Below are 15,502 nucleotides of genomic sequence, written 5' to 3'. Positions count from 1 at the left end.
TTACGAAGGAATCGCCGGAAATGGCTCATCCGCCTGGGCGACGCGGGCTTTCTTACTTTGGAATAAGTGTTTGTCCTACAAGTAGCGTTGTGTCAAAAGCAATGAAAAAAGGGCACCTCCGGCTCAATGGCCGAAAGCGCCCGCAGTGATGTGGCGATGTGAAGGGTTGACGCTAACGCGAAGTAGCAATGTCCCGGCGAAGTACTGAGCAGACCTGATTCAGCTCCAGGCGGGGCTGGCGTTCCAGGCTGCCAGCCATTGACGCAGTTTGGGGCCGGGCATGGGGCGCGAGATCCCATAGCCTTGCGCCAGCTCGCAACCCAGTTCCATGAGTTTTTTGCCATGGGCTTCGCTTTCCACTCCCTCTGCAATGACCTTGCGTTGAAACGCGGTCGCCAGGCCGATCACACCGCAAACGATGGCCAGATCCTCATGGTCGCTGAGCATGTCGCGCACAAAGCTTTGATCAATCTTGAGTGTCTTTGCCGGCAAACGCTTGAGGTAAGTCAACGACGAATACCCTGTGCCGAAATCATCGATGGAGAACTGCACACCCAGGTTGCGGCAAGCCTGCATGACGTGTGAGACGGCTTCGATGTCGAGCATGGCGCTGGTTTCCAGAACTTCCAGTTCAAGATCTGCCGGATCGAGCTCGGGATAACGCGCCAGCATGTTGCCAAGGATGGTCGGGAACAGTTCATCCTGCAGCTGATTAGGCGCCAGGTTGACGCTGACCGGCATGCGAATTCCTTGTCCGCGCCAGAGTTCCATCTGCGCCAGTGCGCGGCCGATGACCCAGAGGCCGAGTTCTTCGTTGATGGAGTGGCCGTCAATCAGCGGCAGGAAAGCCGACGGCGACAACAAGCCACGATCCGGATGCTGCCAACGGATCAGGGCTTCCACACCGACCACTTCGTTGGTTTTCATGTTGATCTTGGGTTGATAGTGCAGCAACAGTTCGTTGCGCTCCAGTGCTTCACCCAGCCGGCGTACATAGACGTGACGGCTCTTGCCTTCGGCTTCGCGGAAGGCGTCAAAAACGTGAAACCGGTTTTTGCCTGCTTGCTTGGCCTCATACATGGCCAGGTCGGCATGACGCATCAACTGATCTTCATCGGCGTCGTCATGCGGATACGTGGTCACGCCGATGCTGGCGGTGACTTCCAGGCGTTTTCCGTCAATCATGACCGGTTCGGCGCAGGCGCACAGGATGCGGCCGACGATACGTTTGAGTTTTTCAGCGCTGTTGATGTCCATCAGGACCGCAACGAATTCGTCGCCACCGATACGCGCCAGCGTGTCGGCTTCGCGCAATGTGCCGGCCATGCGGCGGGAGAGGGCGACCAGCAGCGCATCGCCCACATCGTGCCCGTGGGCATCATTGATTTGCTTGAAACCATCCAGATCCAGATACAGCACCGCCAATTGCTGGACCCCGCGCTTGCACAGCGCCATGGCCTGACGCAGGCGATCGGTCAGCAGCAGGCGGTTGGGCAGATCGGTGAGACCGTCATAGTGAGCGATATGCTCCAGCTTTTCCTGGTGCCGGCGCAGTGGCGTGATGTCGCGCGCAATTTTTGATGCGCCGACCACATTGCCGTGACGATCGCGGATTGGCGATATCGTCACCGACACGTGAATCTGTTTTCCATCTTTGCGGATGCGTACGGTTTCGAAATGGTCGACCTTTTCACCGGCAAGAATCTTGCCGAGAATAAAGCTCTCTTCTTCGACACGGTCTTCGGGAAAGAGGCGCAGCATTGGTTCGCCGATCATTTCATCTGCGGTGTAGCCGAAGATGGTCTGCGCTGCATTGTTCCAGCTGCAGATTTGTCCGTTGATGTCTTTGGTAATGATGGCGTCGTCGGATGAACTGACCAAGGCACGGAATTGCTCGGCGGCACTTTCCAACTCAACCTGCTTGGTGATGTCACGGGCGATCTTGGAGGCGCCGACAATATTGCCATCCTTGTCGCGCAACGGCGAGATCGAAACCGAGACGTGAACCGGCCTGCCGCTTTTGTGGATGCGGACTGTTTCAAAATGGCTTACAGGCTCTCCGGCGAGGATTTTTTCGAGGATGTAATACTCTTCGTCCTGACGTTCGATAGGGAACAGGCGCAGCATACGCTGGCCGATCATTTCGCTCTCGGTATAGCCGAAAATCGCTTCAGCACCAGGATTCCAGCTGGTGATGATGCCGGTCAGACTCTTGCTGATGATGGCATCTTCGGAAGACTTGACGATGGCCTCAAAACGGTCGTCGAACACGGTCGCCGTCACGAGCTGTAATGGCGCAACACGCTGTTTGGGCGGGCGCCGATGCTGCATGCCGCCGAAAGTGCGGGCCGCGGATACGCGTTCACATAAGTTGGTTTTCATGGATTGCTATCCTTTGCGTACAGTCGGTTTGGGGCGCGATGACGATGAAGACGTCTTGATGCCGGGTTGTCATCAGCTGAAATTGCATGCGAGTGCGGTGACAACTGCGGAGCCGGTCTGTGTCATGGAGAAATAATACGTGGCGGCGAAGCAGCTTTGTATCGGGGATTTCCTGAAGCAATTCTGATGCTTCTCCAGGAATCGTCTCACTCGGATCCTCCGGTACTTCTGAATCGGGGGCGTTACCAGCCAGCCTCCCGTACCCATGCCCGCAAAATAAATTACTATCTGTAATGCAACATCCCCTCAGCAAACAACGAACGACGATGAACTACAACGGAGAATCCATGCTGACGCTTCCCGAATACAGCGACGTGGTCGCCGCGGCAAAACGCCTTGAAGGCCTTGCCCACAAGACGCCGGTGCTGACATCGCGCACTGCCGACGATGAAATCGGTGCACAGATTTTTTTCAAATGCGAAAACTATCAACGCATGGGCGCCTTCAAGTTTCGTGGCGCGATGAACTCTCTGGCGCGCTTCACGCCGGAACAGCGCGCCGACGGTGTTGTCACTTTCTCATCAGGCAACCACGCCCAAGCCATCGCGCTGGCCGCAAAAGTGCTCGGCATGCCCGCCACCATCGTCATGCCGGAAGATGCACCCGAGGCCAAAGTCGCTGCGACAAAAGGCTATGGCGGCAAGGTTGTGCGCTTTAACCGCTACACCGAGAACCGGGAAGAAATCTGCGCCAACCTTGCAGAAAAACATGGCTTGACCATGATCCCACCCTACGACCACCCGGATGTCATCAGCGGACAAGGCACCGCCGTCAAGGAATTGCTGGAAGAAACCGGTCCGCTGGACGCCTTGTTCGTGTGTCTGGGCGGCGGCGGCTTGTTGTCTGGTTCGCTGTTGTCAGCCAAGGCCTTGGCGCCGGCATGCAAAACCTACGGTGTCGAGCCGGAAGCCGGCAACGACGCCCAGCAATCGCTGCGCGCCGGCAAGATCATTCACATTGACACACCACGCACCATTGCCGATGGCGCTCAGACCCAGCATGTCGGGCATTACACCTTTGAGATCATCAAGCGCGACGTGGAAGACATCCTTACCGTCAGCGATGACGAACTGATCGCCTGTATGCGCTTCTACGCCGAACGCATGAAAATGATCGTCGAACCGACTGGTTGCCTGAGCTATGCTGCCGTACGCAAGATGAAAGATCAGCTCAAGGGTAAGCGCGTGGGTGTTGTCGTCAGCGGCGGCAACGTCGATCTGGCGAAACTGGCCGGTTATTTTGCCGACGCATAAACGACCCTGCATCACCTGCAAGCACCTGCTGCAAGAATGAAACATAAGGAAACGTATCAATGACAAGTCCGACCACAACCGCCACCGAGACCGCTCTCCAGCCATTACGCAAGCTCTATCCGCCGATCAACCCCTATGACAGCGGCATGCTCGATGTCGGCGACGGTCATCAGGTGTATTGGGAAGTTTGCGGCAATCCCCAGGGAAAGCCGGTGGTGTTCCTGCATGGCGGTCCAGGCGGTGGTTGCGGACCATCGCATCGACAGCTGTTCAATCCGGAAAAATATCGCATCGTCCTGTTCGACCAGCGCGGTTGCGGCCGCTCGCTGCCGCATGCCAATCTCGACGCCAACACGACCTGGGATCTGGTGGCCGACATCGAACGTCTGCGTAGCAAACTGGGCATCGATAAATGGCAAGTCTTTGGCGGATCATGGGGTAGCACGCTGGCAATCGCCTATGCAGAAACGCATCCCGAACGGGTCACTGAAATCATCTTGCGGGGCATCTTTTTGCTGCGCCAGCGCGAGCTTGACTGGTATTACCAGGAAGGCGCGTCGTGGTTGGCGCCTGACCGCTGGGAAGAGTTCCTCGCGCCGATTCCGGAAGCGGAACGCGGCGACCTCATGGCGGCGTATCACAAGCGACTGACCGGTGACGATGAAGCCGCCAAGCTGGAAGCCGCGCGCGCCTGGAGTCAATGGGAAGCGGGCACCATCACCTTGCTTCCGAACCAGGGCATGATCAACCAATTCGGCGACGCCCACTTTGCGCTGGCTTTCGCGCGCATCGAGAACCACTATTTTGTCCACAAGGGTTTCATGGAAGAAGGGCAGTTGCTGGCCAATGTCTCGCGCCTGAAGGATATCCCCGGCGTCATCGTGCAAGGCCGCTATGACCTGGCCACACCGGCAAGATCCGCATGGGAACTGCATAAGGCCTGGCCGGCAGCGCAATTTCATCTGGTCGAAGCAGCAGGGCACGCCTATAACGAGCCGGGCATTCTGGACAAACTGATCGGCGCCACCGACGCCTTTGCGGATCAATAGGCGCGATGTCAGTGGCAGGTGCATCAGTGGTCGGTGTTGCGGGCACTTCCAACCTCATCACGGCGGTAGTCTGCAACGGCAAGGTTATTGACGGCGATGGCGATGATCTGCAAGAGTCCAGGCCAGCGCTGTGGTGGAGTTTCACCAAGACCGTTCTTGCGGCTGCGGCGTCGGCGCTCGTGCGGGACGGCAAACTGAACTTGGATGTTCCGGTAGACGATCAGCCTTACACCTTGCGGCAATTGCTTCGCCACACTGTATATCACTTCCCGGATCATCGCTGTACTGTAGCGACGTTCGCCCCGGCCAACGATCAAGCCATTGTCGAATGGGCGGCGCACCATGCCGCCATGGCTCATCAATAATAAGACAGAACACACCAGGAGGAAGAATGAATATTTTCATCACCGGCGCCAGTGGTTACATCGGCGGCTCGATCGCTTTGCATCTGATGAAATCAGGCCACCACATCCGCGGCCTGGTGCGCGATACGGCGAAAGCAGAGCACTTGCGCGGGATCGGCATCGAGCCTATCTTCGGTAATCTCGATGATAAGGAAATACTGATACGTGAAGCCCGTAACGCCGACGCCGTCATCAATTGCGCCAGCAGCGATCACCGTCCTGCGATTGAGGCGCTGTTGGAAGGTCTGGCAGGCAGCGGCAAGCCCTTGTTGCATACCAGCGGATCGAGCACGGTCGGCGACGCGGCCGCCGGCAAAACACTCAGCGACAAGATCTTTGACGAAGATACGCCATTGATCGTCGCCGAAGGCAAGCAGGCCCGCTACGCGCTTGACCGTCGCATCATGGACGCAGGCAATACCATGGGCATCCGTACGGTCATCATCTGCAACACGCTCATCTACGGCACGGGCAAAGGTCTGCATCCGGATAGCGTGCAAATCCCTGCGGTAGTCGACCATGCGCGCGCCTGCGGTATCGTCCAGATCGTCGGCCCGGGTCTCAATCGCTGGGCTACCGTGCACATTGACGACGTTTGCGCGCTATATCAGCTGGCGCTGGAAAAAGCCCCGGCAGGCTCCTTCTATTTTGCAGAGAATGGCGAAGCATCTCTTGCCGACATCGCCGTAGCGATCAGCAAACGTCTCGGTATCGCCAAGATAGAAGGCCTCACGGAAGAAGCCGCAATTGCCGTCTGGGGGCTGGGCCGTGCACGCTATTCGCTGGGTTCCAATAGCCGCATCCGTGGCGTCAGGGCCAGAAAGGAACTCGGCTGGCGGCCGCTACATGCGTCAGCGATTACCTGGATTGAGCAAGAGATGCGTGCGTAGGCCCGCGTAGGCAAGCACGAAAACAAAATTCCGTTTTGGCATCCCAATTCAAAAAGCAGTCTGAATTGCCATTCTCGCAATGGCCGCAGACGCCGACATACGCCTGACCTGTGAAGACGAGGAAACGGGTTCGGACGGCATACTCCGAGGTGATTCAAATTAACGTACACTAGCGTACCGTTGCCTGCGGCGATATGTCGTGAAGCAACAAATACAATCCCATCTTTTCGAATCATCTCTTGTGCTGCCGTATGCGCACTGTGATTCAACTTGTGACTCAACTTGTGATTTAACCTGCATCGAATCCAGCGATTCCGCGTGTGACCGGAGCACACAAACCTGGATTCAATTCTTACCGCAAATTCCATTGACCGCATTCTGTACATGATCGTGCAGGACAGCGGACGTTTTAACGCTAATACCAAGTGTGTCATCAAGGCCACCATGAAACTGTACTATTTCATTACGAAGCACATCGACGATATCCTGGCTGAATGGGCGCGCTTCGCACATGTGGTGTCGGGTGACGTGCATGAGAAACCAGATTTGGTTCTGCGCGATTATGCGCGTGAAATTCTTCAGGCAATTGCGGTCGATATCGAGACCTTGCAGAATCCCGAGCAGCAACAGTTAAAGTCGCAGGGGCTGGCTCCGGGCTTGTATTCTCAAGGCAGTGCCGCATCCATCCATGGCGCTTTGCGCCAGGCGGGAGATTTTTCCTTGTTGCAGGTGAGTGCCGAATATCGCGCTTTGCGCGCAACGGTCTTGCGTCTGTGGCTTCCGCTGGCCGAAACGATGTCCGAGGAAACGATTCAGCAAATGGTGCGCTTCAATGAAGCGATCGACCAGGCGCTGAGCGAGTCGATTTTGACTTTTTCCGCACGTGCTGAACACACCAGAGAATTGTTCCTGGCGATTCTCGGACATGATCTTCGTGCTCCCTTGACCAATATGGGACTCACGGCCGACCTGATGACGCACGCCACGTTGCCGGCAGAAAAAGTGGTTGAACTCGGCGCTCGCATCAAGCGTAGTTCACGGATGATGAATTCCATGGTTGATGACCTGCTCGGCTATACGAGGACACAGTTTGGCAGCGGCATGCCGACATGTTGTATCCCGACCAATCTGCTTGATATCTTTCGATCAGTCGTTGAAGAAGCCGCTTCCATGCATCCCCAAATGCAATTTGACTTGCTCACCGAGGGCAATATGAACGGCTCTTTTGACGCGGTACGCATGCACCAGCTGTTTTCAAATCTGCTTCTGAACGCCGCACAGTACGGCTCGCCGCAACGCCCTGTGACGCTTGATGCCCGACGCGGGCCGGACGGCATTGTCGTCAGCGTCAAGAATTACGGCGCAAAGATACCTTTCGAATCGCTGCAATCCATCTTCAAACCGCTGGTTCAGTTGCCGACCGAATCCGGCAATGACGGACGCCCAAGAACCAGTCTGGGGCTGGGCCTGTTTATTGCACGCGAGGTGGCGATTGCGCACGGCGGCAGCATCAAGGTGGAGTCGAGTACGGAGGCTGGGACAATTTTTACGGTTGAGCTTCCCGGTAACGAGGCCTGAGACTGTTTCTTTCTTGAATTATCCTTTCGCGCTTACCGCATGGGGTTGTTGCATGACACGACGTCATCAATCAATCCATACGCTTTGGCGCCGTCGGCAGACATGAAGTTGTCCCGCTCCGAGTCCTGTGCAATCTTGTCCAGCGGCTGATCGCAGCGTTCGGCGAGGATGTTGTTGAGACGTTCGCGCAGGTACAAGATCTCGCGTGCCTGAATTTCTACATCGGCAGCCGTGCCTTGTGAGCCGCCAGACGGCTGATGGATCATGATGCGGGCATTGGGCAGGGCCAGACGCTTTCCCTTGGCGCCCGCGGCAAGCAAAATGGAACCCATGCTCGCGGCAAAACCGGTGCATAAGGTGGACACTTGCGGACGGATGAACTGCATGGTGTCGAAGATCGCGAGGCCCGCATAGACGGCTCCGCCGGGAGAATTGATGTAGAGCGAGATATCCTTGTCGGGATCTTCGGATTCGAGAAACAGCAGTTGGGCGATGATCAGATTTGCAGATTCGTCCGTCACCGGTCCGACGAGGAACACGATGCGCTCACGCAGCAGCCGTGAATAGATATCGTAAGCCCGTTCGGACCGGCCTGATTGCTCGATGACGGTGGGAATCATGCCAAGAGCGTGTGGAACGGATGAATGCATATTCGTTTTTCCTTTCAGGTAATGTAGTGAAGTGGTTGCCGTGACTTGACGCCGGGGACGTATTGCTCGTGACAAAGAAGGAATATTTTTCACGTTCTGTCACGTTTCCCATCTCACCGTCGTCAAGCTGGTGAGCAAGCGCGTATTGCGCCGGACAGGTCAGGTGTCAGCGCGCCATCCTGGAGTCCGGAGTCCTGGTTTGGAGAGAAAAATGAAAGAAACACAGACAGAAGAATCCACCTCTCTTTTTGAGGCATCCCGCCGCCGGTTGTTATCGATTTCCTACCGGATGCTGGGCAGTCTTTCCGAAGCGGAAGACGTCGTTCAGGAAACCTGGCTGCGCTGGCACGAAACCGACCATCGCAAACTGAAGACGCCCGTCGCCTGGCTGACAACCGTTACGACACGCATCGCCATTGATCGTTTGCGATATCTGCAGCGTCAGCGCGCGACCGAACCCGTCGACTGGTTGCCGGATCCTTGGCTGGACAGTCATGCCCCTTCTGCGGAAGACGCGGTTTCCATGCTGTCGGATCTGTCGTATGGCGTGTTGCTGCTGCTTGAGCGTCTGAGTGCGGATGAAAGAGCGGCTTTGCTGCTCCATGAAGCCTTCGATTGCCAATACGAAGAAATCGCAGCGACCCTCAACAAGACGCCGGTGCATTGCCGGCAACTGGTGCGACGGGCGAAGGAGCGCGTGCAATCCGATCGTGCACGCCGGATTGCCGATGAGCAGATATGCGAGCGGCTGGTACAGGATTTCTTGCATGCGATTGCGCATCAGGACAAGCCCGCGATGTTGCGGTTGCTGACGCCGAAAGCAATGGTCATCGGAGATGGCGGCGTCAGCAGCATCGGCAGCCACGGCCGCAGTAGCACGCCAGTCGCAAGTTTGGCCGTCACACAGTCAGCAGACGAATTCGTCAATGGCCTGGCATCGATGGGGGCGTTTGACGTGCAGATCAAACCGGCATGCATCAACGGCGGGTGGGGCGCCACCATCGCGCTCCAAGGGAGGGTTGTTCTGGCGCTCAGCTTTGCGATTGAAGTGGACGGCATCAGTACGATCTATGCCGTCGCCGACCAACGCAAGCTAAAAGGTTTGCAACTGACGGGTGAGATCCGGATGCGAGCCGACGTCAGCACCCAATAGCTCTGATTCCTGGCCCATCTATACGGCAACCCCATGGAACATCGCCGTTTGCATCAGAAGTTGCCTTTAGTACCTCGGTATGGTTCTGTTTTTGAGTTGCCCCTGAGCCGCCTCTGAACGTCGTTTGTCATCGCGCAGATAAATTTGCAATTGGCATTGAACATTTTTTGGTGCCGCGCGTTCATATCATTTTTTAATCCCCACTTTGCTCAATTGTCCGAACATGGCGACGCTGTCGCCATGCGTCGATACCGTTTATTTTTACTACAACAAGGATATCAATGCGAAGTCGAATGCATTCTTTTGCCGCGGTCATGTTACTGTCCGCTTCCGGTACGGCCCCCCTGGTTCAGGCCGCCGACGCTGGTTCTGATGCCGGAGCGCTGTGCGCTCCCGATTTGAAGGTCGACAAGGAAAAGCTGGCAGCGCGCCTGCTTGCCGCTTATCCCGTGAGTACCGCTTATTTGTCGGTGGGCGACCACCCGGCGCCGCTGTCGTCATACCGGGAACTGGCCTCATGGCTGCTGAAGAAGCAAGCCGCTGACAAAGCCGGAGGAGAGACGTGCAAGGGCGATAGTTGCAACGCCGGCCATATCGCCGAAGATTTGCAAAGTCTGCTTGACGGCAAAGATGCGCAATTCAAACCAACGAGTGGCGCGGCTGCCGGTAGCTTCTTTGATGCCGGCAACCAAAGTAGCCTGGTTTGCGTGAAGAGCGATGTGCAACTAAGCTTGCCCCATGCTGCATCCGCTGCCAGCATGACCACGGCAAGCGCTGCAGGTTCTACTGCCGCCGCCAGTGCAACCGCAACCGGTGCAGCAACATCAGCCGTACCGGCATCTGCAGCACAGGAGCCGAGCTGGCTGGATCCTATACGCGTGCGCGGCAATCCCGATCAGTTATCCGTCGATCGCAGCAATAAGGCTGCCTATGCCTCCGTCGATCGCGCCCACCTGACGCTTGCCAACGACGATGTGGCGCAATCGCGCACCAATGACATCGTGGTCTATACCGGCTATTCGTTCGACAAGCGTCCCATGGACGGCAATGGCAGCACCTATGAGGCCGTGCCTTATGTCGGTTTCAAGCAGAATCGTGTCACCACCTACAACGGCGGCGGCGTATCGGTGGATACCACGCGTACGGGCCAGATCGGTATGCTGTCGGCGTTCCACTTCGCCCATCCGGGATCAGCCAACACCGAAGATCTGACCGCGCGGCCTGACTACCTCATCAACAGTACCGATGGCAGCCGTCTGCTCACCGTCAACTTTACCTACACGATGGTGCGTCCCGGCATCCTCAACGATTTCATCCGCTGGAACAACGGCCTGGCCTTCAAACCTATCCTGATCGGCCAGAGCCGCAACGGTATGTATGTTGATCGCGGCAATCCGACTGTCTATGACCAGCATCAGGACTTTATCCGTCTGGGTGCGCAGGCAGGCTTCACGCTGGCATCGACCAACCCCAGACTGCCGTTTGATTTCACCACCACCTACACCGGCCTCAAGGCGCTGGAAGGATCGCGCAGCATTCACTACTGGCGAAGTGCATTGACCTACAATTTCAATCAGAGCGTCGGGTTGAGCCTGGACTATTCAAATGGTCTGTTGCCCGATACCGGCGACCCGGAACGCAAATGGGGCCTGGGTGTGTCGACCAAGTTCTGATCCATTGCGCGACTCTCTCACGGAATGATTTACTGAACGAAGTCAATGAACGCCCGCAACGGCGCAGGCAAATGGCGCCGGCCCGAATAGTATAAAAACGGGCCGGGGAAGCTCAGCCACCAATCCTGCAGCACAGGTTGCAGCTGGCCGGAACTGATGTACGGCTCCAGCCATTCTTCAAAAAGATAGATCAATCCGTGTCCCGCCACGGCGGCGCTCACCGCAAGGTCGGCGACGGTGGGCGTCACGATCAACGGGCCGGTGGGTTCGACAGTGAGTGTCTGCCCGTCGCGCTCAAATTCCCATGGATAGATCGCGCCACTGAGAAATTTTCCGCGCAGGCAGGCATGTTGCAGCAGGTCGCGCGGATGTTCCGGGATGCCACGCCGCGCCAGATATGAGGGCGCGGCAGCCACAGCGAAGCGCTGGGTGCGAGGCCCGATGGGCACGGCGATCATGTCCTGCTCCAGCTTTTCTCCATAGCGGATACCGGCGTCACAGCCGCTGGCCACCACATCCACAAAATTATTGTCGACGACCAGTTCCAGCATGATTTCCGGATAGGCGCTGAGGAATTCGTTGACCATCGGTTGCAAAAAGAAGCGCGCTGCACTCACCGGCACGTTCAGCCGCAAGGTGCCGCGGGGACGATCGCGCAGATCGTTGAGTACGTCGAGCGCGTTGGCGACTTCATCCAGGGCAGGCTTCAGACGGCTGAGCAAAAGCGCACCGGCCTCAGTGGGCGTCACGCTGCGTGTGGTGCGTAACAGCAAGCGTATCCCCAGCTTGTTTTCCAGCCGTCGTACCGCTTCGCTCAGCGCCGAGGCGGATTGTCCACTGGCGCGGCCTGCCTGGCGAAATCCTTGATGCTGAACCACCAGAGCAAAGGTCGACAGATCTGCCATGGAATGAATGTCTGTAGTCATCGGCGCCACCTTTATTGTGCGGAATTTCGTACAACCTGTACGTCACTGCACGGATTATCACACGCGCCCATCTTCATTACCATGCAGTGATGCCGCTGTGTCACCTGCCTCCTGACGCAGGGATGCCGCGAATTTCGAGTCAGTCCCCTTAATTGCATCAACATTCAGGAGCTTTCATGAGCACGTATTCACCGTCCAGCGACCAGTTTTCCCCCGCGCAGTGCGACATCACCTTCAATCGACTTGGCTATGGCGCCATGCAGCTGGCCGGCCCGCATGTCTGGGGCCCGCCTAAAGATCGTGCCGCTGCCGTGGCCGTATTGCGCGAAGCCATTGAGCTGGGCATCAACCACATCGATACATCGGATTTCTATGGGCCGCACGTCACCAACCAGATTATTCGCGAAGCGCTGCATCCTTACCGGGACGCGCTGACCATCGTCACCAAGATCGGCTTTGTACGCGGCGAAGATCAATCGTGGATACCGGCGGCGTCGGCGGAACAACTACGTGCCGCCGTACATGACAACCTGCGTAATCTGCAATTGGATGCCCTGGACGTCGTCAATTTGCGTGCGCCCGGACTGGAGGGTCCGGATGGCTCTTCGATCGCGGAGGCGCTTACTACGCTGGTGAAGATGAAAGAAGAAGGTCTCATCCGGCATATCGGACTCAGCAATGTCAATGCGAAACAGATCACGGAAGCGCAGCAGATCACCGACATCGTTTGCGTGCAGAACATGTACAACCTGGCTGCTCGCGGCGATGATGCCTTGATCGATACGCTGGCTGCGCAGGGCATCGCTTATGTGCCGTTTTTCCCGCTGGGTGGATTTTCGCCGCTGCAATCGGACACTCTGACACGTGTCGCCGCATCCGTGCAGGCAACGCCGATGCAGGTAGCGTTGGCCTGGCTGCTTCAGCGCGCCCCGAACATCCTTGTTATCCCTGGGACGTCATCGGTGGCGCACTTGCGCGAGAACGTCGCGGCGGGAGCATTGCAACTGGACGCCGCAACGGTAGCAGCACTGAACGCCATATGATTGCTCAATAACGGGCCTCAACCACGCCGGGCGGCTTCGATGGCGGCGATGTCGATCTTTTTCATCTTCATCATCGCTTCGAAGGCTCGTTTGGCGACGGCCTGATTGGGATCGGTGACGGCGGCGATCAGCACGCGGGGCGAGATCTGCCACGACAGTCCCCATTTGTCTTTGCACCAGCCACAGGCGCTCTCCTGGCCGCCGTTATCGACGATAGCGTTCCACAAGCGATCGGTTTCTTCCTGGTCATCGGTGGCGACCTGAAACGAGAAGGCTTCGCTGTGCCGGAAAGCCGGGCCGCCGTTGAGGCCGATGCAGGGGACGCCCATCACGGTGAACTCAACCGTCAAGATGTTGCCTTCTTTACCCGCGGGATAGTCGCCTGGCGCGCGGTGGACGGCTCCCACCGTGCTGTCGGGAAAAGTCTTCGCGTAGAACGTTGCGGCATCCAATGCGTCGCCGTCGTACCAGAGGCAGATGGTGTTTTTGCTGGTCATCGTGTGTCTCCTCAATGAGCGTGAACAAGAAAGTTGTTGCCGGCCCATCAATGTTTTATTTCATTTTTATTTGTTTGGCCCGGCGAACCTGTTTTCGATTTGATTTGCCGGAAATGGTGCCGTGAACATTCGGAGGATTCAGATGATCGAAACAAAAACAGCCTCTCAAGAGAGGCTGTTTTCTTATGAAACATGCACATCAGGCGACGTATCGCGTGAATTATTGCGTCTCGACGTGCTTCTTGAAATTATTCAGAATGCTTTGCCAGCCTTGTTGTTGTTGCTCAACCGGATAGAGCGTCTCGGCCTCGAAGCGCACACGGACCAGAACACCATCCGGGGTTTCGGAAAACTCCACCTGCGCACTACGATCACCGAATGCGTATTCAATCAACTGGTTTTCGATGACTTGGGTATACGTCCCCGCAAAGTCAAATCCCATGCTGCCATCCTTTGCCTCCATGCGAGAGGAAAAAGCGCCACCCACGCGCAGATCCACTGCGGCGGAGGTCGTGTGCCAGTCGGGAGATGCGGTATTCCACTGTTTGATGTCATCGGGCGTGGTGTAGGCGTGCCAGACTTTGCCGATGGGCGCAGCAACAGTGGTTTCAACGGTAATCTTCATGGGTGCTTTCCTTTCTTCCTCAATATCAACGACGGTGGGTGATTGTGAACATGACGAGCTATCAAGCTTAATTCACTTCCGGCCCTTGAGGTCGTCGGCAGAAGCAGGTGCAGCGGTCAGGCCAGCGAGGGAAGCGACGACTAAAAACTGCAGAGAAGACAGAGACGGCAAACGCACGGTTTTTCTCCTGAAGAGCGAAGAAGTACAAAGAGGTACGAAATGTGGCTTGGATTATACGATGCGTATTTGCATCGCCTTATCCGTCCGTACCAAAGAAAAACGGCTTGCAACGTTGCAAGCCGTTTCGATTGAATCCCGCCGAGATCGCTCAATGCAAGAAATCTGCAATCACAGCGACAGTCGCCTTCGGTTGCTCTTCCATCAGCCAATGACCGGCGTTGGGAATCACCGCGCCGCGCACGTCTGTGGCGGCAAAGCGTGTAACGGCTTCCATGGTCGTACCGAAGGATTTCTCGCCGCCAACCGCCAGAACCGGCATCGGCAAAAGGCCCTTGGCGATATACGCCTTGTTGTCGATCGCATCCTGATCGAAGGCGTGGAACTGCTCAAAGCCGGAATGCATCGCACCTGGCAACGCATAGAACTTTGCGTAGTGACGCCGTGAGGCTTCGTCGAAATGCTTGGGATCCGCCGAGAACTCGTTCCAGAAACGATCGAGGTAGATACGCTCACGGCCTTTCACAAGGCGCTCCATGTCGGGGCCACCGAAATGGAAATGCCAGAGCAGGGGATTTTTCAGGATTTCTTCCCATGGGCCGACACCGGGAAGAGGCGCATCCATCAATACCAGCTTGGTCACGCGTTCAGGCTGTTCTGCGGTGAAAGCGTAGGCAACCATGTTGCCGATATCGTGCGCGACCACATCGACCTTGCCGATTCCGAGTGCGTCCAGCACGCCGGCGATGTCGCGCGCCTGGTTCTTCTTCTCATAGCCGGTTGCGGGATGATCGGACAGCCCCATGCCGCGCAGATCCGGTACGATGACCGTGTGCCTGGCGGCGAGCTTGGCCGCCAGCGGCGCCCACATGTCGCCGGTTTCACCATAGCCGTGCAGCATTACCACCGCAGGCCCTGTGCCTCCGACTCTGACATAGATACGGGCGCCATTGGTGGCGATCGTCTGTGTCTTGAACCCACGAGGAAAAGAGAAACCGGCAGCCAGTGCCGGGAAGGAATGGAGTGAAGCAAGTACGAGCAGCAGCGCTAATATTTTTCGCATTTTTCTGAACCCCCGTTCGTTGTTCAGGCCGGCTGGCCTAAAGACGGATACTGTCATACATCCCTGATCTGGAAAATGA

At 56.8% G+C, this 15,502-nt stretch carries 14 protein-coding genes; 8 read left to right on the top strand and 6 right to left on the bottom strand.

Annotated features, from left to right (window positions below; all coding sequences use genetic code 11):
* Positions 1–219: 219 nt before the first annotated feature.
* Positions 220–2,382, bottom strand: coding sequence for an EAL domain-containing protein (locus hmeg3_RS12130; protein WP_094563937.1), 2,163 nt, complete (start codon positions 2,380–2,382; stop codon positions 220–222).
* Positions 2,383–2,729: 347 nt separating this feature from the next.
* On the opposite strand from hmeg3_RS12130, the gene hmeg3_RS12125 reads away from it, so the two are divergent.
* The 5 genes from hmeg3_RS12125 to hmeg3_RS12105 all read left to right on the top strand — a co-directional run bounded on the left by hmeg3_RS12125 (position 2,730) and on the right by hmeg3_RS12105 (position 7,616).
* Positions 2,730–3,695: a threo-3-hydroxy-L-aspartate ammonia-lyase gene (locus hmeg3_RS12125; RefSeq protein WP_094566295.1), complete on the top strand. Its 966-nt coding sequence runs from the start codon at positions 2,730–2,732 to the stop codon at positions 3,693–3,695.
* Between the two features lie 59 nt (positions 3,696–3,754).
* Positions 3,755–4,744, top strand: a complete 990-nt coding sequence (pip, locus tag hmeg3_RS12120) for a prolyl aminopeptidase (protein WP_094563936.1) — start codon at positions 3,755–3,757, stop codon at positions 4,742–4,744.
* An 11-nt stretch (positions 4,745–4,755) separates the two neighbouring features.
* A complete protein-coding gene (locus hmeg3_RS12115) occupies positions 4,756–5,109 on the top strand; it encodes a serine hydrolase (RefSeq protein ID WP_198361833.1) in 354 nt (117 codons plus the stop codon).
* Positions 5,110–5,135: 26 nt separating this feature from the next.
* Complete coding sequence (locus hmeg3_RS12110) at positions 5,136–6,038, top strand: NAD-dependent epimerase/dehydratase family protein (protein ID WP_094563934.1); 903 nt, start codon at positions 5,136–5,138, stop codon at positions 6,036–6,038.
* Positions 6,039–6,482: 444 nt separating this feature from the next.
* On the top strand, positions 6,483–7,616 hold the full coding sequence (locus hmeg3_RS12105; RefSeq protein ID WP_094566294.1) for a sensor histidine kinase KdpD: 1,134 nt from the start codon (positions 6,483–6,485) through the stop codon (positions 7,614–7,616).
* 32 nt (positions 7,617–7,648) lie between these two features.
* Here the strand turns inward: hmeg3_RS12105 and clpP are convergent, their stop codons facing one another.
* A complete protein-coding gene (clpP, locus tag hmeg3_RS12100) occupies positions 7,649–8,266 on the bottom strand; it encodes an ATP-dependent Clp endopeptidase proteolytic subunit ClpP (protein WP_094563933.1) in 618 nt (205 codons plus the stop codon).
* A gap of 211 nt (positions 8,267–8,477) precedes the next feature.
* Here clpP and hmeg3_RS12095 point away from each other — a divergent pair, with 211 nt between their 5' ends.
* Together hmeg3_RS12095 and hmeg3_RS12090 are read left to right on the top strand one after the other, a co-directional pair.
* Positions 8,478–9,419, top strand: a complete 942-nt coding sequence (locus hmeg3_RS12095) for a sigma-70 family RNA polymerase sigma factor (RefSeq protein ID WP_094563932.1) — start codon at positions 8,478–8,480, stop codon at positions 9,417–9,419.
* A 314-nt stretch (positions 9,420–9,733) separates the two neighbouring features.
* The gene (locus tag hmeg3_RS12090) at positions 9,734–11,092 is read left to right on the top strand and encodes a hypothetical protein (RefSeq protein ID WP_094566293.1); all 1,359 of its coding nucleotides are present in this window, start codon (positions 9,734–9,736) and stop codon (positions 11,090–11,092) included.
* Positions 11,093–11,121: 29 nt separating this feature from the next.
* Here the strand turns inward: hmeg3_RS12090 and hmeg3_RS12085 are convergent, their stop codons facing one another.
* Positions 11,122–12,018, bottom strand: coding sequence for a LysR family transcriptional regulator (locus hmeg3_RS12085; RefSeq protein WP_094563931.1), 897 nt, complete (start codon positions 12,016–12,018; stop codon positions 11,122–11,124).
* A gap of 176 nt (positions 12,019–12,194) precedes the next feature.
* Between hmeg3_RS12085 and hmeg3_RS12080 the strand changes: the two genes are divergently transcribed.
* On the top strand, positions 12,195–13,061 hold the full coding sequence (locus hmeg3_RS12080) for an aldo/keto reductase family oxidoreductase (RefSeq protein ID WP_094563930.1): 867 nt from the start codon (positions 12,195–12,197) through the stop codon (positions 13,059–13,061).
* Positions 13,062–13,078: 17 nt separating this feature from the next.
* Here the strand turns inward: hmeg3_RS12080 and hmeg3_RS12075 are convergent, their stop codons facing one another.
* From hmeg3_RS12075 to hmeg3_RS12065, 3 genes are all read right to left on the bottom strand, one after another.
* Positions 13,079–13,558 carry a VOC family protein gene (locus tag hmeg3_RS12075; protein WP_094563929.1) on the bottom strand — a complete coding sequence of 160 codons (480 nt, stop codon included), beginning with the start codon at positions 13,556–13,558 and terminating at the stop codon, positions 13,079–13,081.
* Between the two features lie 220 nt (positions 13,559–13,778).
* On the bottom strand, positions 13,779–14,183 hold the full coding sequence (locus tag hmeg3_RS12070; RefSeq protein WP_094563928.1) for an SRPBCC family protein: 405 nt from the start codon (positions 14,181–14,183) through the stop codon (positions 13,779–13,781).
* A gap of 328 nt (positions 14,184–14,511) precedes the next feature.
* Positions 14,512–15,423, bottom strand: a complete 912-nt coding sequence (locus tag hmeg3_RS12065) for an alpha/beta fold hydrolase (protein ID WP_094563927.1) — start codon at positions 15,421–15,423, stop codon at positions 14,512–14,514.
* Between the last annotated feature and the right edge of the window lie 79 nt (positions 15,424–15,502).

Source organism: Herbaspirillum sp. meg3 (assembly GCF_002257565.1).
Taxonomy (GTDB): Bacteria; Pseudomonadota; Gammaproteobacteria; order Burkholderiales; family Burkholderiaceae_D; genus Herbaspirillum.
Note: the sequence above shows the minus strand (reverse complement) of the source record. Positions and strands in the feature narration are given on the sequence as shown.